The organism is Shinella sp. 20P9.1.1 (assembly GCF_057798995.1).
The window spans coordinates 163,094-185,841 of record NZ_JBYOLC010000007.1; the positions used below are offsets into that span (position 1 = coordinate 163,094).

Genomic DNA, 22,748 nt, shown 5'->3' on the forward strand with positions numbered 1-22,748 from the left:
AGCGGATAATGAAGATCAGTGACCTCGCCGGACCCGAAACCAACGACCTGGGCGCCGCAGCCGCCGCGACTATAAGCGGTATCACGAGCGACAGCCGGAAGGTAAAGCCGGGCGATCTCTTCGTTGCGCTGACGGGCACCAAGGCGGACGGCAGCGCCTTCATTGCCGATGCCATCTCGCGGGGTGCTGCCGCCGTCGCGGTGGCCGATGGTGTGAAGGCAGAGGCCGCCGTTCCCGTCATCGCCGTCGCAGAACCGCGCCGCTTTCTGGCGCTTGCCGCCGCGAAATTCTACGGCCGTCAGCCGGAAACCATGGTTGCCGTCACTGGCACCGCGGGAAAGACCTCCGTCGCGTCCTTCACGCGCCAGATCTGGGCCTATGCCGGCCATCCGGCCGCGATGATCGGTACGACCGGCGTTGTGGCGCCCGGCCGCAACGATTACGGTTCGCTGACGACGCCCGATCCGGTGTCGCTGCATGCGCTGCTTGCCGAACTCGCCGATGCCGGCGTCACCCATGCGGCGATGGAAGCCTCCAGCCACGGCCTCGACCAGTCACGCCTCGATGGCGTGAAGCTCGCCGCCGCCGCCTTCACCAATCTCGGCCGCGATCACATGGATTATCATCCGACGGTCGAGCACTATATGGCCTCCAAGATGCGGCTGTTCGATACGCTGCTCGCCAAGGGTGCGCCTGCCGTCATCTATGCCGATGACGAGTGGTCGGGCCAGGCCATCGACGCGGCGCGCAAGGCCGGTCTCGATGTGCGCACGGTCGGCCGCAAGGGCGATTATCTCGCGCTGAAGCGCGTCGAGCATTTCCGCCACAAGCAGACCGCCGAAATCCATGTCGGCGACGATATTTTTGAGGTGCATATTCCGCTTGCCGGTGATTTCCAGGTGGCGAATGCGCTTGTCGCGGCGGGTCTCGCCATGTCGACGGGCGTGCCGGCTGCGACGGCCATGGCGGCGCTCGAAAAGCTTATCGGCGCGCCCGGCCGCCTTGAACTGGTCGGTCACGCAAAGAACGGCGCGCTCACCTATGTCGATTATGCCCACAAGCCGGATGCGCTGGAAAACGTGCTGACCTCAGTACGCCCCTTCACGACGGGCCGCGTCATCGTGGTTTTCGGCTGCGGCGGCGATCGCGACAAGGGCAAGCGCCCGATCATGGGCGAGATCGCCACGCGCCTGGCCGACGTGGTGATCGTCACCGACGACAATCCGCGATCGGAAGTTCCTGCCGTCATCCGCTCCGAGATCATGGTGGCCGCACCAGGCGCGACCGAGATCGGCGACCGTGCGGAGGCGATCCGCAGTGCGGTCAAGATGCTGCAGTCGGGCGATACGCTGATCGTCGCCGGCAAGGGGCATGAGGAGGGGCAGACCGTGGGTGCGGTGACGCTGCCGTTCTCCGATCATGCCGAACTGCGCAAGGCGCTGGAGGAACTCGACCTGTGAAATGGCTCTGGACCAGCGCTGATCTCATCGCCGCCATGCATGGCCGGCCCATCGGCAACGTGCCGCAGGGCATTACGGGCATTTCCATCGACAGCCGCGCGATCGGCGCCGGCGAGGCCTTCTTCGCCATCAAGGGCGACCGCGTCGATGGGCATGACTTTGCGAGCTTCGCCGTTGCCAATGGTGCGTCGCTGCTCGTCGTCAGCGAAGGCAAGCTGCCGGCGCTCGGCCGTCTCGTCACGCCGATGATCGTGGTGCAGGACGTACTGCAGGCGCTGGTCGATCTCGGCTGCGCGGCACGCGACCGCACCGCCGCCCGCATCATCGCCGTCACCGGCTCGGTCGGCAAGACGACGAGCAAGGAGATGCTGCGCCAGGCGCTTTCGCCGTCGGGCAGCGTGCATGCCTCCGTCGCCTCCTTCAACAACCATTGGGGCGTGCCGCTGACGCTGGCGCGCATGCCCGAGACCACCGATTACGGCATTTTCGAAGTGGGTATGAACCATGCCAACGAAATCCGTCCGCTGGTCGCGATGGTGCGCCCGCATATAGCGATGATCACCACGATCGCGCCGGCCCATCTCGGCAATTTCCGCGACCTCGAAGAGATCGCCGCCGCCAAGGCCGAGATTTTCGAAGGCGTCGTGCCGGGTGGCCATGCCATCCTCAACCGCGACAACGAACAGTTCGGTTTTCTCGAAAAGGCGGCCAAGGCGGCCGGCGTCGCGCATATCCATTCCTTCGGCGCCGATGCCAAGTCGGACTTCCGTCTGCTCGATTTCCTGCCGAGCGGCGAGGGCAGCCTGCTGCGCGCCGCCATCGGCGGCCAGACGCTGGAGGTGCCGATGGGCGCGCCCGGCCGGCATATTGCCGAAAACGCCGTCGCCGTGCTCAGCGCCGTGTATCTGGCGGGCGCGGATATCGAGAAGGCGATGGGCGGCCTTGCCACCATGCAGGCCGAAAAGGGCCGTGGCCGGCGCTATCGGCTTGCCAAGGACGGCGGCTGGTTCACGCTGATCGACGAAAGCTACAATGCCAATCCGGCCTCGATGCGGGCGGCAATTGCGCTTCTGCGCGATGCCGAGCCGCAAGCCGGCGGGCGCCGCATTGCCGTGCTCGGCGACATGCTGGAAATGGGCGAGCATTCGCCCGACGTCCATGCCGGTCTTGCCGAGCCGCTTGTCGAGGCCGGCATCGTGGATGTCTGGCTGGGCGGCCCCGATATGGCCTCGCTGCGCGATGCTTTGCCGGAAGGCGTTGGCCGCGAATACCGCGATACGGCCGACGAACTTGCCAAATACGCGCTGGAGGCCGTGCGTGCCGGCGATGTTCTGGTCGTAAAATCGTCCAAGGGCACGGGTTTCAGCCGCATCGTGGCGGCCCTGCTTGACAAATATCCGGCGTTCTCCGAAGGGGAGCGCGAGAGTTGAGGAGGGGTTCGGCTGGACAGATGTCTGCCGGACCTTCTTCTTTATGTGATTTGCTTCTCTGTCCGCCGGCCCGTCACGCTGCGGATGTTTTGGAGAACCTTTTGGGGAAAGGGTGACAATGCTGCTTTGGCTCGTGGAGCTGGCTGACACCATCCAGGTGTTCAACCTGTTTCGTTACATTACCTTCCGGACCGGCGCTGCGCTGTTCACCTCCGCTACGATCGTCTTCCTTTTCGGGCCGATGATCATCGCATCGCTGCGTGTCCGCCAGGGCAAGGGCCAGCCGATCCGTGCCGATGGTCCCCAGACGCATTTCAAGAAGGCTGGTACGCCCACGATGGGCGGCCTGATGATCCTTGCCGGCATCGTCGGCAGCGCGCTGCTCTGGGCCGATCTCTCCAATGTCTATGTGGTCGCCACGCTGCTCGTCACCCTCGGCTTCGGCGCCATCGGCTTCTACGACGACTACCTGAAGGTCACCAAACAGTCCGACAAGGGCTTTTCGGGTAAGGCGCGCCTTGGTCTGGAGTTCCTGATCGCGGGTGCTGCGACCTATTTCATGATGCGCGCGTCGCTCGCCACCGGCCCGGCCGGCTCGACCTTCGGCTCGTCCATCGCCTTCCCCTTCGCCAAGGACCTGCTGGTCAATCTCGGTTTCTTCTTCGTGATCTTCGGTGGCTTCGTTATCGTCGCGGCCGGCAACGCGGTGAACCTGACGGACGGCCTCGACGGTCTCGCCACGGTTCCGGTGATGATCTCGGCCGCTTCCTTCGGCGTCATCGCCTATCTCGCCGGCAACGCCGTCTTCGCGAATTACCTGCAGATCCATTTCGTGCCCGGCACGGGTGAGCTTGCCGTCGTGCTCGGCGCCGTCATCGGTGCGGGTCTCGGCTTCCTGTGGTTCAACGCGCCGCCGGCCGCCATCTTCATGGGCGATACCGGTTCGCTGGCGCTGGGCGGCCTGATCGGCACCGTCGCCGTCGCCACCAAGCACGAGATCGTCATGGCGATCATCGGCGGCCTGTTCGTCATGGAGACGCTCTCGGTCATCATCCAGGTCGGCTCGTTCAAGCTCACCGGCAAGCGCGTCTTCCTGATGGCGCCGATCCACCATCACTTCGAAAAGAAGGGCTGGACGGAAAGCCAGGTCGTCATCCGCTTCTGGATCATCGCCGTCATCCTGGCGCTGGTCGGCCTCTCCACGCTCAAGCTGCGGTAAGGCCTCCGATGATCCCCGTCACCACATTGAAGGGAAAGTCGGTCGCGCTCTTCGGGCTCGGCGGCTCGGGTCTGGCGACCGCGCTGGCGCTCGCTGCCGGCGGCGCCGATGTCACCGCCTGGGATGACAGTGCTGCGAGCGTCGAGAACGCCTCCACTGCCGGCGTGAAGACCGGCGATCTGCGGACGCTCGACTGGAAAGCCATCGACGCGCTGGTGCTGTCGCCCGGCGTGCCGCTGACCCATCCGAAGCCGCACTGGAGCGCCGAGCTTGCGAAGGTCGCCGGTGTCGAGATCATCGGCGATGTCGAGCTTTTCGCACGCGAGCGCCGGGCGCATGCGCCCGATTGCCCGTTCATCGCGATCACCGGCACGAACGGCAAATCGACCACGACGGCCCTCATCGCCCATATTCTGAAGGCAAGCGGGCGCGACACGCAGCTCGGCGGCAATATCGGCACGGCCGTGCTGACGCTCGATCCGCCCAAGGCCGGCCGCTTCTATGTCGTCGAATGCTCATCCTATCAGATCGACCTCGCGCCGACGCTGAATCCCTCGGCCGGCATCCTGCTCAACCTGACGCCCGATCATCTCGACCGGCACGGCTCGATGCAGCTGTATGCCGATGTCAAGGAGCGGCTGGTCGCCCGGAGCAAGACGGCGATTGTCGGTGTTGACGACACCTATTGCGAGATCATCGCTGACCGCATCGAGCGCGCCGGCACCAAGGTCGTGCGCATATCCAAGCGCACTGCACTGGCCGATGGCATCTATGCCGAAGGTTCCCGGCTGATCCTGGCGCAGGGCGGTGCGACGCGCGAGATCGCCGATCTCTCGCCAATCCAGACGCTGCGCGGCAACCACAATGCGCAGAACGCAGCGGCGGCGGTTGCTGCTTGCCTCGCCGTCGGCGTCAGCGAAAACGAGATCCGGGCGGGCCTAGCGTCCTTCCCCGGCCTGAAGCATCGCATGCAGCCGGTCGGACGCCGGGGCGAGACGCTCTTCGTCAACGATTCCAAGGCGACCAATGCGGATGCGGCAGCGCCCGCGCTGTCGAGCTTCGAGCGCATCTACTGGATTGCCGGTGGCGTGCCGAAGGAGGGGGGCATCTCTTCTCTCGGCAGCTTCTTCCCGAAGATCGCCAAGGCCTATCTGATCGGCGAAGCGGCGCCGGCCTTTGCCGAGACGCTCGGCGGCGCCGTTGCCCATGAAATGTCGGGAACGCTGGAGAAGGCCGTGGCGGACGCGGCGGCGGATGCGGAGAAGGATGGTGGCGGCCCCGTTGCCGTTCTGCTCTCCCCGGCTTGCGCAAGCTTCGACCAGTACAAGAATTTTGAAGTGCGGGGCGATGCCTTCGTGAAACACGTTTCCGGCGTGCCGGGCGTGTCCATGCTGGTGGCCGTTTGACATCATGCAATTCTGGCAGGCGCGTGCGGCGGCTCGATCCGGAATTGATTTGAAACAGGGGAAAGAGACATGGTTAGTCGTGCCGAACGTGGTGCATTGGCGGACTGGTTCTGGACGATAGACCGGTACTTCCTCGCGGCCTTCATTCTTTTGATGGGCCTCGGTTTCATGTTGTCCTTCGCGGCAAGCCCGGCGGTTGCCGAGCGCATCGGCCTCGACAGCTTCCACTTCGTGCGGCGCCACGCGATGTTCCTCGTGCCCGCCATCGCCATCATGTTCGGCATCTCCTTCATGTCGCCGCGCCAGGTGCGCCGGGCGGCGATGATCCTGCTGATCGTGTCGCTGGGCGCCATGGTGCTGGCGCTGTTCTTCGGCGTCGAGGTGAAGGGTTCGCGGCGCTGGATCTCCATCGGCAGCCTTTCCATCCAGCCGTCGGAATTCATGAAGCCGGCCTTCGTCATCATCTGCGCCTGGCTGTTTTCCGAACATGCCCGCCAGCCGGAAATCCCCGGCAACCTCTTCGCCATCATCCTGTTCGGCATCGTCGCAGCCCTGCTCGTCGCCCAGCCCGACCTTGGCCAGACTATCCTGACGGCCGCCGTCTGGGGCGGCATGTTCTTCATGGCCGGCATGCCCTGGCTGTGGATCATCGTGCTCGGCGGAGCGGCCGTCGGTGGTCTTTTGACCGCCTATACATTCCTGCCGCACGTGGCGGGTCGTATCGACAAGTTCATGACTGGCGAAGGCGACACGTTCCAGATGGATACGGCGCGCGAGGCCATCATCCGCGGCAACTGGTTCGGCCAGGGGCCGGGCGAGGGCACCGTCAAGCGCATCATCCCGGACAGCCACACCGACTTCATCTTCTCCGTGGCGGCGGAAGAGTTCGGCATCATCTTCTGCATGGTCATCGTGCTGATCTTCGCCTTCGTGGTGATGCGCGGCCTCAACCATGCCTTCAAGGAACGCAACGACTTCACGCGCTTCGCCGTCGCCGGCCTCGTGCTGCAGATGGGCATCCAGTCGATGATCAATATCGGCGTGAACCTCGAACTGCTGCCGGCCAAGGGCATGACGCTGCCGCTCATCTCCTATGGCGGCTCGTCGATGATCGCGATCTGCGTGACAGCCGGCTTCATCCTGGCGCTGACCCGCCACCGTCCCGAGAAGCGCGCCTCCGAGCGCAGCCTCTTTCGCGGCGGCATCATGGCGCCCGCTGAATAAGGGTTTCGAATGACCAAAGGCATCGTTCTTCTCGCCGCCGGTGGTACCGGCGGCCATCTGTTTCCCGCAGAGGCGCTGGCGCATGAGCTGAAGGCCGGCGGCTGGTCGGTGCATCTCGTCACCGACAGCCGCGCCGAGCGTTTTGCCGGCAAATTCCCGGCGGACGAAATTCATGTCGTTCCCTCCGCGACGATCGGCTCGAAGAACCCGATCAGCGTCGCCAAGTCGCTGTTCACGCTGTGGAAGGGCATTCGCGTCGCGCGCAAACTGATGGCACGGCTGAAGCCGAAGGTCGTCGTCGGCTTCGGCGGCTATCCCACCGTGCCGCCGCTGCTGGCCGCCACCGGCATGGGCATTCCCTCGATGATCCACGAGCAGAACGCCGTGATGGGCCGCGCCAACAAGGCGCTGGCCGCCCGCGTGAAGGCGATTGCCGGCGGCTTCCTGCCGGAGACGGGCGGGCAATATTCGGAAAAGACGGTGACGACGGGCAACCCGGTGCGTCCGGCCGTGCTCGAGGCTGCCAATATCGCCTATGAAGCCTCGACGGATGGCGAATTTCGTCTCGTCGTGTTCGGCGGCAGCCAGGGCGCGCAGTTCTTTTCCAAGGCCATCCCCTCGGCGATTGCGGCCCTGGAGCCGGCCGATCGCGCGCGGCTGAAAATCACCCAGCAGGCCCGGCCGGAAGATCGCGACGAGGTGGTGCGCACCTATGCCGATCTTGCCATTCCCGCCGATGTCTCGCCCTTCTTCACCGATATGGCTTCGCGCATCGGCCATGCGCATCTGATCATCAGCCGCTCCGGCGCGTCCACCGTTTCGGAAGTCTCCGTCATCGGCCGCCCGTCCGTTCTGGTGCCCTATCCCTACGCGCTCGATCATGACCAGGCGGCGAATGCCGCTGCCCTTGCCTCGGGCGGCGGGGCGAAGGTGATCGCGCAATCTGAGCTTTCGACGGAGCGCCTTGCGAGCATCGTTTCCAAGGCCATGCACGATCCCTCAGGCATGGCGGCCATGGCCGCGAATGCCAGAAAGGCGGGCAAACCGGATGCCGCGCGCTTGCTCGCCTTGATGGTTGAGGCTATTGCGGGCGGCAAGACCATTGCACAATTCAAGGGAGAACGGCCATGAAGATGCCGCAGAGCATAGGGCTCGTTCATTTCATCGGCATTGGCGGTATCGGCATGAGCGGTATTGCCGAAGTGCTGCACAATCTCGGCCACAAGGTGCAGGGCTCCGACCAGGCGGAAAGCGCCAATGTGCAGCGTCTGCGCGACAAGGGCATCGAAGTCTTCGTCGGCCACAAGGCGGAGAACCTCGGCGAGGCGGAAGTCGTCGTCGTTTCCACCGCCATCAAGAAGGGCAATCCGGAACTCGTCGCGGCGCGTGAAAAGCTGCTGCCCGTCGTGCGCCGCGCGGAGATGCTGGCCGAACTGATGCGCTTCCGCAATGCCATCGCTGTCGGCGGCACCCATGGCAAGACGACGACGACCTCGATGGTTGCGACGCTGCTCGAAGCCGGCGGCCTCGACCCGACGGTCGTCAATGGCGGTATCATCAACGCCTATGGCACCAATGCCCGCATGGGCGAGGGCGAGTGGATGGTGGTGGAGGCCGACGAATCGGACGGCACCTTCCTGAAGCTGCCCGCAGAGATCGCCATCGTCACCAATATCGACCCCGAGCATCTCGACCACTACGGCAATTTCGACGCCGTGCGGGCGGCCTTCCGCCAGTTCGTCGAAAATGTGCCGTTCTACGGTTTTGGCGTCATGTGCCTTGATCATCCCGAGGTTCAGGCCATGGTCAGCCGTATCGAAGACCGCAAGGTCATCACCTACGGCGAGAACCCGCAGGCCGACGTGCGCTTTTCCAACATCCGCATGGATGGCGCGACCTCCGTCTTCGATGTCGAAATCCGCCGCCGCCGTACCGGCCAGGTGATTTCGCTGAAAGACCTGCGCCTGCCGATGCCCGGCCGCCACAACGTCTCCAACGCCACGGCGGCGATTGCCGTTGCCCAGCGCCTCGGCATCTCGCCGGAGCAGATTGCCAAGGGGCTTGCGAGCTTCGGCGGCGTCAAGCGCCGCTTCACCTTTACCGGCAGCTGGAATGGCGTCAGCGTCTATGACGACTACGGCCACCATCCGGTCGAGATCAAGGCCGTGCTGCGCGCCGCACGCGAAGCGTGCGCGGGCCGCATCATCGCCGTCCATCAGCCGCACCGCTACAGCCGCGTCGCGAGCCTCTTCGAGGAATTCGCCGGCTGCTTCAACGATGCCGACACGATCATGATCCCGCCGATCTATGCGGCCGGCGAAGACCCCATCGATGGCGTGACCGCGGAAGAACTGGTTTCCCGCATCAAGGCGGCCGGTCATCGCGATGCGCGGTTCCTGGCTTCCCCGGAAGGGCTGGCAGAGATCGTCGCCGGCATTGCAAAGCCCGGCGATTTCGTGGTTCTCTTGGGGGCTGGCAGCATCACGCATTGGGCGCAGGCGCTGCCGAAGGAATTGGCAGGCATTTCGGGTGAGGTGGCATGAGAACGGTCGATGGAGCAAAACTTCTGGCGTCGCTGGGCGAGGGCATCAAACAGGTGCGCGGCCGTCTGACGCCGGATGCGCCGATGGACCGCGTGACCTGGTTCCGCGCCGGCGGCTTTGCCGAGCTGATGTTCCATCCGCATGACGTCGAAGACCTCGCGACATTCCTGAAGCTGGTGCCGGAAGACGTGCCGCTGACCGTGACCGGCGTGGGCTCGAACCTCCTGGTGCGCGACGGTGGCATTCCCGGCATCGTCATCCGCCTTTCGGCCAAGGGTTTCGGCGATGTCGAACTCGTCGGCGACAACACGATCAAGGCGGGCGGCATCTGCCCGGACAAGAACATCGCCGCCATGGCGCTCGACCACAACATTGCGGGCTTCGAGTTCTATTACGGCATTCCCGGCTCGATCGGCGGCGCGCTGCGCATGAATGCCGGCGCGAACGGCGGCGAGACCAAGGATCTGGTCGTCGAGGTCCATGCCATCGACCGCAAGGGCAACCAGCATGTGCTATCCAATGCGGACATGGGCTACAGCTATCGTAAATCGACCGCCCCCAGCGACCTGATCTTCACGCATGCCGTTTTCCAGGGGCAGGCGGGCGACAAGGACGAGATTCGCGCCAGGATGGACGCCGTGCGCCAGCACCGCGAGACCGTCCAGCCGATCCGCGAAAAGACCGGCGGATCGACCTTCAAGAACCCCGACGGTCATTCGGCCTGGAAGCTCATCGACGAGGCGGGCTGCCGCGGCATGTTGATCGGCGGCGCGCAGATGTCGCCGATGCACTGCAACTTCATGATCAACACGGGGCAGGCGACCGGCTACGAGCTGGAATATCTCGGCGAAACCGTGCGCAGCCGCGTGCTGGAGCAGTCCGGCATCCTGCTGCAATGGGAAATCAAGCGTCTCGGCAATTTCATGCCGGGCTATGAGGTCAAGGAGTTTCTGGGCCGCGCAACGGCCTGATCCGTCTATCCTTGCTGGGGAGTTCCCGGGCGCCTCAGGCGCCGCGCACTCCCTCTCCCCCACAGGCAAGTCAATCCAAAACTTGTGACATCGCGCGCCGACGTGGCGCGCGGCCCTGTTTTGCGGGGCGATGGGGGCATTCTTGTTCAAAAAACTGACAGCCGAATTCATCGGCACCTTCTGGCTCGTCTTCATCGGCAGCGGCAGCGGCATCCTGGCCGCCACCTTTCCGGAGATCGGGATCGGCATCGTCGGCATTTCCTTTTCCGCCGGCATTGCACTGATGGCCATGATCTATACGATCGGCGGCGTTTCCGGCGGCCATATGAACCCGGCCGTTTCCGTCGGACTTGCCGTCGCGGGAAAATTTCCCGCCGCGCAGGTTCTGCCCTATGCCGTGGCGCAGGTGGCGGGCGCGACGGCGGCCGCGGCGACGCTCTATCTCGTCGCCTCCGGCAAGGCCAGTTTCGTGCCGGGCGGTTTTGGCGCGAACGGCTACGGCGAACTCTCGCCCGGCGGTTATTCGCTGAGGGCGGCGCTGGTGACCGAGGTGGTGCTGATGGCGCTGTTCCTCTTCGTGATCCTCGGCTCCATCCATGCGCGCGTCCCGGCCGGCTTCGCGCCCGTCTCCATCGGCCTCAGCCTTACGGCCATCAACCTCGTCTCGATCCCGATCACCAACACGTCGCTGAACCCGGCCCGTTCGACGGGGCTTGCGCTGTTTGCCGATACGGCGGCCCTGTCGCAGCTCTGGCTGTTCTGGCTTGCCCCGATGCTTGGCGCCGTCATCGGCACGCTGGTCTGGAAGGCGATCGGCGAGAGGGAATGAAGGCGAAAAATGCGCCTTTCATTAGAAAGCGCAAAGATTCTGATTTCGTTCAGCTTTCATTCAGAAAGGTTTAGCGAAATCTAGCCCCAGTCGTGCTATGGTTGCGCGACTGGCCTCGCTCCAGCGGGGCATGGATAGGGGGCACTCATGTTTAAAAAACTTTCTGCCGAATTTCTCGGCACGTTCTGGCTCGTCTTCGGCGGTTGCGGCAGCGCTGTTCTGGCGGCCGCTTTTCCTGAAGTCGGTATCGGCCTGCTCGGCGTTTCCTTCGCCTTCGGCCTGACAGTGCTGACCATGGCCTATACCGTCGGCGGCATCTCGGGCGGGCATTTCAACCCGGCCGTCTCCGTCGGCCTGACGGTTGCCGGCAAGTTCCCGGCCTCCAGCCTCGTGCCCTATATCGTGGCGCAGGTTGTCGGTGCTGTCGCCGCGGCTGCGGTGCTCTACCTTATCGCCTCCGGCAAGGCCGGCTTCGCCGCCGGTGGCTTCGCCTCGAACGGTTATGGCGAGCTGTCGCCCGGCGGCTATTCGCTGACGGCGGCGCTGGTGGCCGAAGTGGTGCTGACGGCGTTCTTCCTCATCATCATCCTCGGTTCGACCCATGGCCGTGCGCCGGTGGGCTTCGCGCCGATCGCCATCGGCCTCGGCCTGACGCTGATCCATCTCGTCTCGATCCCGGTCACCAACACCTCGGTGAACCCGGCCCGCTCGACGGGTGTGGCGCTGTTTGCCGATACGGCAGCCCTTTCGCAGCTTTGGCTGTTCTGGGTGGCTCCGATCGTCGGCGCCGTCATCGGCGGCGTGATCTGGAAGATCGTCGGCGAGAACGACTGATCGTTCCGAGGCAAAAAGAAACCCGCCGTGTCGCCACGGCGGGTTTTTGATTCGCAGCCTTTTGGAAAAAAAGGCTCAGACCTCTTCCTTGCCCGAGAGCAGGATGCAGGCCAGCGTGATCACGGCGGCGATGCCGAGGTAATAGCCGACATAGGTCATGCCGTAATTCGCCTGCAGCCAGGTCGCGATATAGGGCGCGAGCGAGGCGCCGAAGATGCCGGCGAAGTTGAAGGTGATCGACGAACCGGTATAGCGCACCGTGGTGGGGAAGGGCGCGGCCAGCGCCGTGCCGATCAGGCCGTAGGTCATGCCCATCAGCGCCATTGCGAAGATCACGAAGACGAAGATCGATGCTTCGCCGCCGGTCATCAGACCCGGCAGGAAGAACGAGAAGACGCCGATCAGAACGGTCGTGAGAATCAGCACTTCGCGGCGGCCAAAACGCTCGGCAAGCTTGCCGGCGATCGGGATGAAGACGCCGAAGAGCACCGAGCCCAGCAACTGGACTTCCAGCGCCTCGACGAAGGGGATGCCGAGAACCTTGACATTGTAGGAGAGCAGGTAGGCTGAGCCGATATAGAACAGCACGAAGGTGGCGAGCGCCACGAAGGTGCCGAGGACCAGGCTGCGCTTGTGGTTGCGGAAAAGCTCCACGACCGGAACTTCCACGCGTTCCTGCTTTTCGATGGCCTTCTGGAAGGCCGGCGTTTCGGTGATCGACAGGCGGACCCAGAGGCCGACGGCGATAAGCACGATCGAGGCGACGAAGGGAATGCGCCAGCCCCAGGCGAGCAGCGTCTCCTGCGACATCACATGCAGCAGCAGCCAGAAGATGCCCGACGACAGGAACAGGCCGACCGGTGCACCGAGTTGCGGGAACATGCCGTACCAGCTGCGCTTGCCGGGAGGGGCGTTTTCCGTGGCGAGCAGCACCGCGCCGCCCCATTCGCCGCCAAGCCCAAAGCCTTGGCCGAAGCGGCACAGCGCGAGCAGCAGCGGTGCCAGCACGCCGATCGTTTCGTAGGAGGGCAGGAGGCCGATGATCACGGTCGAGACGCCCATGGTTAGAAGCGCTGCGACCAGCGTCGCCTTGCGGCCGATGCGGTCGCCGTAATGTCCGAAGACGATGGCGCCGAGCGGGCGGGCGAAGAAGGCGATCGAGAAGGTCGCGAAGGAGGCGAGCAGCGCTGTCGTCGGATCGTTGTTCGGGAAGAACAGCGTCGGGAAGACCAGCACGGCGGCGGTGGCGTAAACGTAGAAATCGAAGAATTCGATGGTCGTTCCGACCAGACTTGCAAAAAGAACACGCGCCGGGGAGTTCAGCCCGGCACGGTTGGAATGCGTTGCGGTCGGCGACCCGGAAGCGAGTGTCTCACTCATCGTGGGTGCCTTTTCATGTTTCTTGTTTGCCGTCTTGGGAGGCAGCGGCGATCTATTACGTCAACCGAACGGTCGATGAAACAACAAAAGGTCGTTCTCGGATGAAAAATCGTACTTTTCGGTCTTCGCCGGTTTTCCGGTGTTTACCAACGCTTCCGGGCTTATTGCATGCTCGGGGCTGCTTGCTCAGCATCTTCTAATTTTTTGGTTTTTCTTGCGTCGATCGCAACTCTCTGATTCCAGAAGAGGAATCGAAGCGGGACTTGATTCGGAGCAGGAAAATTCGTCCCGCGACGGGTCAGGTTAACGAAAGTAAACGCTTCATTAACCTTAATGCCGCTCTAGTGGTCCCATCTCGCTCGCCGAGTCGGATCCGCAGAGAAAATCAGGTCCGCACAAGCGACGAGGGGCAGTGTGCGGTATTCAGTTGAGGGTTTCATGAGCGTCAAGCACGTCGCGATGTTGATGGGTGGTTTTTCGTCGGAACGGCCGGTGAGCCTTTCGTCGGGCAACGCCTGCGCGGATGCGCTCGAGGCCGTCGGGTACAAGGTTACCCGCGTCGATGTCGGCCACGATATCGCCAGCGTCCTTGCCGAACTGAAGCCCGATGTCGCCTTCAATGCGCTGCACGGCCCCTTCGGCGAGGACGGCACCATTCAGGGCGTGCTCGAATATCTCGAAATTCCCTACACCCATTCCGGCGTGCTCGCTTCCGCACTCGCCATGGACAAGGCGCAGGCGAAGATCGTCGCCAAGGCCGCCGGCATTCCGGTCGCCGAACAGCGCCTGATGAACCGATTCGAATTCACCTCCAGCCATCCGATGAAGCCGCCTTATGTGGTGAAGCCGGTGCGCGAGGGCTCCTCCTTCGGCGTCGTCATGGTCAAGGAAGACCAGTCGCATCCGCCGCAGATCATCACCTCGCAGGAGTGGCGCTATGGCGACAGTGTCATGGTCGAGCGCTACGTCTATGGCCGCGAACTCACCTGCGGCGTCATGGGCGATGTGGCGCTTGGCGTGACCGAAGTGGTGCCGCAGGGCCACGCCTTCTACGACTATGATTCCAAATACGTAAAAGGTGGTTCGAAACACGTCATCCCGGCGCAGATTTCACCAAATATTTACCAAAAAGTACAAACACTCGCACTCAAGGCGCATCAAGCGATCGGGTGCCGTGGCGTCAGCCGTTCCGACTTCCGTTACGACGATCGTTTCTCCGAGAATGGCGAGCTGATCTGGCTGGAAATCAACACCCAGCCCGGCATGACCCCCACCTCCCTGGTGCCCGAAATGGCCGATCATGCCGGCCATTCCTTTGGTGAATTCTTGAAGTGGATGGTGGAGGACGCGTCGTGTTTGCGTTGAGCGTCAAGAAGAGCAGGGTTCGTCCCGCAGGCCTCGCAGAGCCGGAAGCCGGTCGCGTGCTGCCGCGTCCGCTGCGCCGTATCGTCCGCTTCCTCGTCAGCCTCGCGGCTGGCCGAATCAACATTCCGCGCCATACCGGCAGCGTCGCCACCGCCGCCTTCATCGGCGCGACGGGACTCTACGGCATGTCGCTCGGCGGCCACTCGCAGGATGTCGCCCAGGCGTCGACGACCGCGATCGGCTTTGCCATCGAGGACGTGAAGGTCTCGGGAAATCGGGAAACCTCGGAGATCGACATTCTCGAGCGCCTTGGCCTCGATGGCACGACCTCGCTGGTCGCCCTCGACGTCAAGGAAGCCCGCCAGCGGCTCACCGAGCTGCCCTGGGTCGAGGACGTCTCGGTCCGCAAGGTCTATCCGGGCACGATCGAGATCGCGCTCAAGGAGCGCGAAGCCTTCGCGATTTGGCAGCACGGCACCGACCTGTCGCTGATCGAGAAGAACGGCAGCGTGATCGCACCGCTGCGCGACAACAAATTTTCCTCGCTGCCGCTGTTCGTCGGTCGCGATGCCGAAACCGCGGCGGCAAGCTTTGCCGACGAGTTCGACAGCTGGCCGGAGCTCAAGTCGCGGGTGAAGGCTTATATCCGGGTCGCCGGGCGCCGTTGGGATCTGCGTCTCGAAAACGGCATCGTCGTCAAGCTGCCGGAACACAATGTGCCGCGGGCCATGGACATGCTGGCCTCGCTCGATGCGAGCGAGCAGCTTCTGGAGCGCGACATCGCAGCCGTCGATCTGCGTCTCGAAGACCGCACGACGGTTCAATTGACGGAAGGAGCGCTCGAACGCCGCAACAAGGCGGTCGAGCAGAGGGCCAAGGACCTGAAGAAGGCAGCGAAGCGCACATGAGCATTTTCGGTTCGTCCCATTTCGGCCTGCCGCGCTTGAAGCCGCTGTCTTCCAAGCGGGCTCACGTCGTTTCGGTCCTCGACATCGGTTCCACCAAGGTCGTCTGCATGATCGGCCGGCTGACGCCGCGCGCCGAGAGCGAGATCCTTCCGGGCCGCACGCACAATGTCGAAATCATCGGCATCGGCCACCAGAAATCCCGCGGCGTGAAGAACGGCGTCATCGCCGATCTCGATGCCGCCGAGAGCGTCGTGCGGCTTGCCGTCGATGCGGCCGAGCGCATGGCCGGCCTCACCATCGAAAGCCTCATCGTCAACGTCTCGGCAGGCCGCCTGCAGAGCGACATCTACACCGCGACCATCGATCTCGGCGGCCAGGAAGTCGACGCCAACGACCTGCGCAAGGTGCTTGCCGTTGCCGGCCAGCAGTCGCTGCGCCAGGACCGCGCCATCCTCCACTCGCTGCCGACCGGTTTCTCGCTCGACGGCGAACGCGGCATCCGCGATCCGCTCTCCATGTTCGGCGACGTGCTTGGCGTCGACATGCATGTGCTGACGGCCGAGCGCACCTCGCTCAAGAACCTCGAACTCTGCATCAACCGCGCCCACCTCTCCGTCGAGGGCATGGTCGCGACACCTTATGCCAGCGGCCTTTCGGCTCTGGTCGACGACGAAGTCGAACTCGGCTGCGCCTGCATCGACATGGGCGGCGGCACGACGACGATCTCCGTCTTCGCCGAAGGCAAGCTGGTGCATTCCGACGCGGTGTCCCTCGGCGGCCATCACGTCACCACCGACCTTGCCCGCGGCCTCTCGACCCGTATCGAGGACGCCGAGCGTCTGAAGGTCGTGCACGGTTCTGCCCTGGCCAATGCCGGTGACGAGCGCGACATCCTCACCGTTCCGCCGATCGGCGAGGACGACCGCGACCAGCCGACGCATGTGCCGCGTGCGCTCATCTCGCGCATCGTGCGTGCCCGTATCGAAGAGACGCTCGAACTCATTCGCGACCGCATCCAGCGTTCCGGCTTCTCGCCGATCGTCGGCAAGCGGATCGTGCTGACGGGCGGCGCCAGCCAGCTGACGGGCCTGCCGGAAGCGGCCCGCCGCATCCTTGCCCGCAATGTCCGCATCGGCCGCCCGCTCGGCGTGTCCGGCCTGCCGACGGCGGCGAAGGGCCCGGCCTTTTCGACGGCGGTCGGCCTGATGATCTATCCGCAGGTCGCGGAACTGGAAGAACACGCTGTGCAGGGCGGCATGCTCTCGCAGCTGACGGGTGGCAATGGCCGCATAGCCCGCATGGGCCAGTGGCTGAAGGAAAGTTTCTGACGGGTTTTCCGGCGGCGTAGAGAGTGCCGGGAAAGACCGACAACTGAGTTTTGGGAATAGACCGGCTGGGCGAAGCGGCCGGAAACGAAAGGAACACTGCAATGACTATCAAGCTCCAGAAGCCGGACATCACCGAGCTGAAGCCGCGCATCACCGTCTTCGGTGTCGGCGGCGGCGGCGGCAACGCCGTCAACAACATGATCACCGCCGGCCTTGAGGGCGTCGACTTCGTCGTTGCCAACACCGACGCCCAGGCGCTGACCATGACCAAGGCGACGCGGATCATCCAGATGGGTGTCGCCGTCACGGAAGGTCTCGGCGCCGGTTCGCAGCCGGAAGTCGGCCGCGCCGCTGCCGAAGAGTGCATCGACGAGATCATCGATCACCTGAACGGCACCCACATGTGCTTCGTCACCGCCGGCATGGGCGGCGGCACGGGCACGGGTGCGGCTCCGGTCGTGGCCCAGGCCGCCCGCAACAAGGGCATCCTGACTGTCGGCGTCGTCACCAAGCCGTTCCACTTCGAAGGCGGCCGCCGCATGCGTCTCGCCGAAGAAGGCATCCAGGAACTGCAGAAGTCGGTCGACACGCTGATCGTCATTCCGAACCAGAACCTCTTCCGCATCGCCAACGACAAGACCACGTTTGCCGACGCCTTCGCGATGGCCGACCAGGTTCTCTATTCGGGCGTTGCCTGCATCACCGACCTCATGGTCAAGGAAGGCCTCATCAACCTCGACTTCGCCGACGTTCGCTCGGTGATGCGCGAGATGGGCCGCGCCATGATGGGTACGGGCGAAGCGTCGGGCGAGGGCCGTGCAATGGCTGCTGCCGAAGCCGCCATCGCTAACCCGCTGCTCGACGAAACCTCGATGAAGGGTGCACAGGGCCTGCTGATCTCCATCACTGGCGGTCGCGACCTCACCCTCTTCGAAGTCGACGAAGCGGCAACCCGTATCCGCGAGGAAGTCGATCCGGACGCAAACATCATTCTCGGTGCGACCTTCGATGAAGAGCTCGAAGGCCTGATCCGCGTTTCCGTTGTTGCAACCGGTATCGATCGCGCGGCCTCGGAGGTGGCTGCACGGAATGCTGACTTTCGCAGCCTCAGCAAGCCGGTAGTTCGTCCGTCCGCCGCCATTCCGGCTCAGCCGGTCGCCGTCGCCCCGCAGCCCCAGCCGGTCGTCCAGCAGCCGCAGCCCGTGCTGCAGCAGCCGGTTGTCCAGCAGCCGGTCATCGACCCGATCGCCGAAGCCATCCGCGCCTCGGAAGAAAGCCTGGAACGCGAATTGGCCATTCCGGTGAGCCGCCCGGTTCCGGCCCAGCCGGTTGCCCAGGTCCAGGAAGAGCCGCGCCTGCAGAACCGCCTGTTCTCGGCCCCGGCCGAAGCACCGGTCGTCCAGCGCGCCGCTCCGGTCCAGCAGCCGATGCAGCAGGCTCCGGTTCTGCAGCAGCGCGTCGAGCCCGCCGCTCCGATCATTCGTCAGGAGCCGCAGACCATGCGCATGCCGAAGATCGAGGACTTCCCGCCCGTCGTGCAGGCTGAAATCGATCACCGCTCGGCCCAGCAGCCGGTCGCGACCCACAGCGAAGAGCGCGGCCCGATGGGTCTCCTCAAGCGCCTGACCTCGTCGCTCGGCCGTCACGAAGAGCCGCAGCAGCCTGTCCAGCAGGAGCCGGTTGCCCAGCAGCAGCGCCGCGCGCTGTCGCCGGAAGCCAGCCTCTACGCGCCGCGCCGCGGCCAGCTCGACGATCACGGCCGCGCCAATCCGCAGCCGCGTTCGCTCCACGAGGAAGACCAGCTGGAGATTCCGGCCTTCCTGCGCCGCCAGTCGAACTGAGGCCAGACACGGCTTTGTAACGAAATGCCCGGATCTCGATCCGGGCATTTTTTTTCGCTTCTATCTCAATGGCTTATGCATTGAATAAAAGCGTAACAAAGCGAAAGAAACAGTGATTTGTAAGACGCTGAGGGACCTACTAGATTTAGGGTAGGCACAGGGGCCAGTCAGGATTCGGATCGCCGGCATGAGCCGGAGCGCATCAAGCCACTCCAGACGATCGGGCAAACTTTGTCGGCGGGCGCTGAGCGTCCGGCCAAAGGCCTTCCTTGGGCCAAGAATTGAAAGTGTCGGCGAAGAATGAGCCGGCAATAAGACGAGGCGAATGCATATGACGATGCTCGGTTTCCAGACCACGATTGCAAACCCGGTGACGATTTCCGGCACGGGCGTGCATTCCGGCGTGCCGGTGTCGATCACCTTCAATCCGGCCGAAGCCGACAGCGGCATCGTCTTCCAGCGCCAGTTCGCCGACGGCACCGTCAGCGAATACCGCGCGGTCTCCTCGCAGGTCGGCAGCACCGATCTCTGCACCGTGCTCGGCTTCTCGCCGGCGACCTCGATTGCGACCGTCGAGCATGTCATGGCAGCGCTCTATGCGCTCGGCCTCGACAACACGCTGATCGAAGTCAGCGGCGCCGAAATGCCGATCATGGACGGCAGTTCCGCGCCCTTCATCGAGGCGATCGACGAAGTGAGCCTGATCCCGCTTGCCGTGAAGCGCCGCTACATCCGAATCATCAAGCCGGTCCGCGTCGAGGCTGGCGCCTCCTGGGCCGAGTTCTCACCCTATGACGGCACGCGATTCGAAGTCGAGATCGATTTCGACTGCCCGCTCATCGGCCGCCAGTCCTGGAAGGGCGATCTTTCGCCCGCCACCTTCCGCACCGAACTGTCACGCGCCCGCACCTTCGGCTTCATGCGCGATGTCGAGCGTCTCTGGGCCGCCGGCCTGGCGCTCGGCTCCTCGCTGGAAAACTCGGTCGTCATCTCCGATGACAATACCGTGATCAATGTCGAAGGCCTGCGTTACGCCAAGGACGAGTTCGTGCGCCACAAGACGCTCGATGCCGTCGGCGACCTGGCGCTTGCCGGCGCGCAGTTCATCGGCTGCTACCGCTCCTATCGCGGCGGCCACAAGATGAATGCGCATGCCCTCAAGGCGCTGCTCAGCGACCGCTCGGCCTATGAAGTGGTCGAAGCCGCCGCACCGCGTTCGCGCGCCGGCCAGCGCGAGCTGATCGCCGTCAACGCACCGGAATTTGCGCCCTGGTCTCTCTGAGGCCGGGCCGCATTCCTTTTTCTTTCCCGACACGAATGCCATAAAAATGCGTTAATGCGTGGGCATGGCGTTGCGATCTTCACGCTTTTGGAGATACAACGCGGGGCGCATGTGCGGCCCGTCCGCATGGGGCGCCGTTGAACTGGGATTATCACATGGTTGTTGCAGGGTCTGTTGGTGTGAAGAAGACGGCGCGCATTGTCTATCTTACGCTTGTCGCTACGGCGTCTTCGATTGGTCTTTCTGCCTGCCAGTCTGATCCCGACATCGATATCACGAAGCTGTCGGGCGAGACCGAATCCGCCGATACGCTCTACAATCAGGGTCTGGCAAACCTGCAGGCCGGAAAGGTGGGCGAGGCGAACCGCAAGTTCGCGGCCGTCGATCGGCAGAACCCGTTCTCCGACCAGGCGCGCAAGGCGCTCGTCATGAGCGCGTTCACCAGCTATCGCCAGGGCGCCTATGAAGAGGCCATCACGGCCGGCAAGCGCTACCTGAACCTCTATCCGGAATCCTCCGACGCGGCCTACGCGCAGTACATCATCGGCCTCGCCTACTGGAAGCAGATCCCGAGCGTGACGCAGGACCAGCGCACCTCGCAGCAGACGCTCGAAGCGATGAAGGCCGTCGTCGACAACTATCCGGACTCGGAATATGTCGAGGATGCCCAGACCAAGATGCGTTTTGCCCGCGACCAGCTCGCCGGCAAGGAAATGCAGATCGGCCGCTATTATCTCGAGCGCAAGGAATTCATCGCGGCCGTCAGCCGCTTCCGCGTGGTCGTCGAAACCTATCCGATGACCAACCAGATCGAGGAAGCGCTGGCGCGTCTCGTCGAGACCTATTACGCGATGGGTCTTGCCAGCGAAGCGCAGACGGCGGCCGCCGTTCTCGGCCATAACTATCCGGACAGCCAGTGGTATGCCGACAGCTACAAGCTGCTGCAGTCGAAGGGCCTGGAGCCGCGTGAGAACAACGGTTCCTGGATTTCGCGCGCCGGCAAGAAGCTGATCGGCGCCTGAACCAAGAGATACGTGCCATGCTGGCGCAGCTATCGATCCGCGATATCGTCCTGATCGAACGGCTCGACCTTGCGTTCGAGCCGGGTCTCTCCGTGCTTACGGGGGAGACGGGCGCCGGCAAATCCATTCTTCTCGACAGTCTTTCGCTGGCGCTCGGCGGGCGCGGCGACGGTTCGCTGGTGCGCCACGGCATCGAACGCGGCCAGGTGACGGCCGTCTTCGACGTGCCGATGACCCATGCGGCGCGTGCGCTATTGCGCGACAACGGCATCGACGATGACGGCGACCTCATCTTCCGCCGCCAGCAATCGGCCGATGGCCGCACCAAGGCCTATGTCAACGACCAGCCGGTGTCGGTGCAGCTCATGCGCCAGGCCGGCCAGCTTCTCGTCGAGATCCACGGCCAGCACGACGACCGGGCGCTCGTCGATACCGATGCGCACCGCCTGCTGCTCGATGCCTTCGGTGGCCTGAGCGAGGCGGCGGCCGATGTCGGCACGCTCTATCACCACTGGAAGGAAGCCGACCGCACGCTGCGCCGCCACCGCGAGAAGGTGGACGCGGCGGCCCGCGAGGCTGATTATCTGCGCTCGTCCGTAGAGGAGCTGGAAGTGCTCTCGCCGCAGGATGGTGAGGAGGATGCGCTGGCGGAGGTGCGTGCCCGCATGATGAAGGCCGAGCGCATTGCCGGCGACATCAACGAGGCGAGCGAATTCCTGAACGGCAATGCCTCGCCCGTTCCGCTGATCGCCGCGCTCGTGCGCCGGCTGGAGCGCAAGAGCCATGAGGCGCCGGGCCTGCTGGAGGAGACGGTCGAACTGCTCGATCTGGCGCTGAACCACCTTTCCGACGCGCAGACGGCCGTCGAGACGGCGTTGCGCAAGACGGAATACGATCCCAAGGAGCTGGAGCGCACGGAGGAGCGGCTGTTTGCGCTGCGCGCCGCCGCCCGCAAATATTCCGTGCCCGTCACCGGTCTTCCCGCCCTGGCTGCCAAGATGATCGCCGACCTTGCCGATCTCGATGCCGGCGAGGAAAAGCTGGTGCAGTTGCAGGCGCGGCTGACCGAAGCGCGCGCCGCTTTCGAAATCTCCGCCAAGTCGCTTTCCGAAAGGCGGCATCATACCGCAGACGCGCTCGCCGCCGCCGTGATGGCGGAACTGCCGGCGCTGAAGCTGGAGCGGGCGCGCTTCACCGTCGAGATCACCACCGATCCGGACGGCGGGGCGGAGGAGGGGATCGACACGGTCGAGTTCCACGTCCAGACCAATCCCGGCACCCGCCCCGGCCCGATCATGAAGGTCGCCTCGGGCGGTGAACTCTCGCGCTTCCTGCTGGCGCTTAAGGTGGCGCTGGCCGATCGCGGTTCTGCGCCGACGCTCGTCTTCGACGAAATCGACACCGGCGTCGGCGGTGCTGTGGCCGATGCCATCGGCCAGCGGCTGAAGCGCTTGTCTGCCACCGTGCAGGTGCTCTCCGTCACCCATGCGCCGCAGGTCGCGGCACGCGCCGCGACGCATCTCCTCATTTCCAAGGGGCCGGTCGAGGGCAGCGAGACCGTCGCCACCCGTGTCGCCCGCATGGACGAGGGTGCGCGCACCGAAGAGATCGCCCGCATGCTGGCCGGCGCCTCCGTGACCGACGAGGCGCGCGCCGCGGCCGCACGGCTGCTTTCCGGCGGGACGTAACGGCGTCCCATCTTTCCT

The 22,748-nt window shown here is 64.2% G+C and carries 18 protein-coding genes; 17 read left to right on the top strand and 1 reads right to left on the bottom strand.

What is annotated here, in order from left to right:
• The first annotated feature begins 8 nt into the window (after positions 1–8).
• The 10 genes from AC27VQ_RS14285 (at position 9) to aqpZ (AC27VQ_RS14330) (ending at position 11,916) form a co-directional block, all read left to right on the top strand.
• Entirely contained in the window at positions 9–1,460 is a 1,452-nt protein-coding gene (locus tag AC27VQ_RS14285; RefSeq protein ID WP_488716782.1) for a UDP-N-acetylmuramoyl-L-alanyl-D-glutamate--2,6-diaminopimelate ligase, read from the top strand.
• Positions 1,457–2,890, top strand: a complete 1,434-nt coding sequence (locus AC27VQ_RS14290; RefSeq protein WP_488716783.1) for a UDP-N-acetylmuramoylalanyl-D-glutamyl-2,6-diaminopimelate--D-alanyl-D-alanine ligase — start codon at positions 1,457–1,459, stop codon at positions 2,888–2,890. The genes AC27VQ_RS14285 and AC27VQ_RS14290 overlap by 4 nt, the downstream gene beginning before the upstream one ends.
• A gap of 118 nt (positions 2,891–3,008) precedes the next feature.
• Entirely contained in the window at positions 3,009–4,109 is a 1,101-nt protein-coding gene (gene mraY / locus AC27VQ_RS14295) for a phospho-N-acetylmuramoyl-pentapeptide-transferase (RefSeq protein WP_488716784.1), read from the top strand.
• An 8-nt stretch (positions 4,110–4,117) separates the two neighbouring features.
• Positions 4,118–5,515 (top strand): UDP-N-acetylmuramoyl-L-alanine--D-glutamate ligase, encoded by a 1,398-nt coding sequence (gene murD / locus AC27VQ_RS14300; RefSeq protein ID WP_488716785.1) that lies wholly within the window; start codon positions 4,118–4,120, stop codon positions 5,513–5,515.
• Positions 5,516–5,584: 69 nt separating this feature from the next.
• Entirely contained in the window at positions 5,585–6,739 is a 1,155-nt protein-coding gene (ftsW, locus tag AC27VQ_RS14305; RefSeq protein ID WP_313525906.1) for a putative lipid II flippase FtsW, read from the top strand.
• A gap of 9 nt (positions 6,740–6,748) precedes the next feature.
• Positions 6,749–7,870, top strand: a complete 1,122-nt coding sequence (gene murG, locus AC27VQ_RS14310; protein ID WP_488716786.1) for an undecaprenyldiphospho-muramoylpentapeptide beta-N-acetylglucosaminyltransferase — start codon at positions 6,749–6,751, stop codon at positions 7,868–7,870.
• Positions 7,867–9,282 (top strand): UDP-N-acetylmuramate--L-alanine ligase, encoded by a 1,416-nt coding sequence (gene murC, locus AC27VQ_RS14315; RefSeq protein ID WP_488716787.1) that lies wholly within the window; start codon positions 7,867–7,869, stop codon positions 9,280–9,282. Before murG ends, murC begins: the two co-directional genes overlap by 4 nt.
• A complete protein-coding gene (murB, locus tag AC27VQ_RS14320; RefSeq protein WP_488716788.1) occupies positions 9,279–10,253 on the top strand; it encodes a UDP-N-acetylmuramate dehydrogenase in 975 nt (324 codons plus the stop codon). The genes murC and murB overlap by 4 nt, the downstream gene beginning before the upstream one ends.
• A 142-nt stretch (positions 10,254–10,395) precedes the next feature.
• The gene (aqpZ, locus tag AC27VQ_RS14325) at positions 10,396–11,082 is read left to right on the top strand and encodes an aquaporin Z (protein WP_488716789.1); all 687 of its coding nucleotides are present in this window, start codon (positions 10,396–10,398) and stop codon (positions 11,080–11,082) included.
• A gap of 147 nt (positions 11,083–11,229) precedes the next feature.
• A complete protein-coding gene (gene aqpZ / locus AC27VQ_RS14330) occupies positions 11,230–11,916 on the top strand; it encodes an aquaporin Z (protein WP_421591474.1) in 687 nt (228 codons plus the stop codon).
• Between the two features lie 75 nt (positions 11,917–11,991).
• Here aqpZ (AC27VQ_RS14330) and AC27VQ_RS14335 read toward each other — a convergent pair whose 3' ends face one another.
• Positions 11,992–13,296, bottom strand: a complete 1,305-nt coding sequence (locus tag AC27VQ_RS14335) for an MFS transporter (RefSeq protein WP_488716790.1) — start codon at positions 13,294–13,296, stop codon at positions 11,992–11,994.
• A gap of 438 nt (positions 13,297–13,734) precedes the next feature.
• Between AC27VQ_RS14335 and AC27VQ_RS14340 the strand changes: the two genes are divergently transcribed.
• From AC27VQ_RS14340 to recN, 7 genes are all read left to right on the top strand, one after another.
• On the top strand, positions 13,735–14,661 hold the full coding sequence (locus AC27VQ_RS14340; protein ID WP_117366537.1) for a D-alanine--D-alanine ligase: 927 nt from the start codon (positions 13,735–13,737) through the stop codon (positions 14,659–14,661).
• A complete protein-coding gene (locus AC27VQ_RS14345; RefSeq protein WP_409530354.1) occupies positions 14,649–15,569 on the top strand; it encodes a cell division protein FtsQ/DivIB in 921 nt (306 codons plus the stop codon). Before AC27VQ_RS14340 ends, AC27VQ_RS14345 begins: the two co-directional genes overlap by 13 nt.
• Positions 15,566–16,897 carry a cell division protein FtsA gene (gene ftsA / locus AC27VQ_RS14350; RefSeq protein WP_298099189.1) on the top strand — a complete coding sequence of 444 codons (1,332 nt, stop codon included), beginning with the start codon at positions 15,566–15,568 and terminating at the stop codon, positions 16,895–16,897. Before AC27VQ_RS14345 ends, ftsA begins: the two co-directional genes overlap by 4 nt.
• A gap of 101 nt (positions 16,898–16,998) precedes the next feature.
• Positions 16,999–18,738, top strand: a complete 1,740-nt coding sequence (ftsZ, locus tag AC27VQ_RS14355; RefSeq protein ID WP_488716791.1) for a cell division protein FtsZ — start codon at positions 16,999–17,001, stop codon at positions 18,736–18,738.
• A 325-nt stretch (positions 18,739–19,063) separates the two neighbouring features.
• Positions 19,064–20,020: a UDP-3-O-acyl-N-acetylglucosamine deacetylase gene (lpxC, locus tag AC27VQ_RS14360; RefSeq protein WP_488716792.1), complete on the top strand. Its 957-nt coding sequence runs from the start codon at positions 19,064–19,066 to the stop codon at positions 20,018–20,020.
• 155 nt (positions 20,021–20,175) lie between these two features.
• On the top strand, positions 20,176–21,042 hold the full coding sequence (locus tag AC27VQ_RS14365) for an outer membrane protein assembly factor BamD (protein ID WP_313532365.1): 867 nt from the start codon (positions 20,176–20,178) through the stop codon (positions 21,040–21,042).
• A gap of 17 nt (positions 21,043–21,059) precedes the next feature.
• The gene (recN, locus tag AC27VQ_RS14370; protein WP_488716793.1) at positions 21,060–22,730 is read left to right on the top strand and encodes a DNA repair protein RecN; all 1,671 of its coding nucleotides are present in this window, start codon (positions 21,060–21,062) and stop codon (positions 22,728–22,730) included.
• Positions 22,731–22,748: the final 18 nt, after the last annotated feature.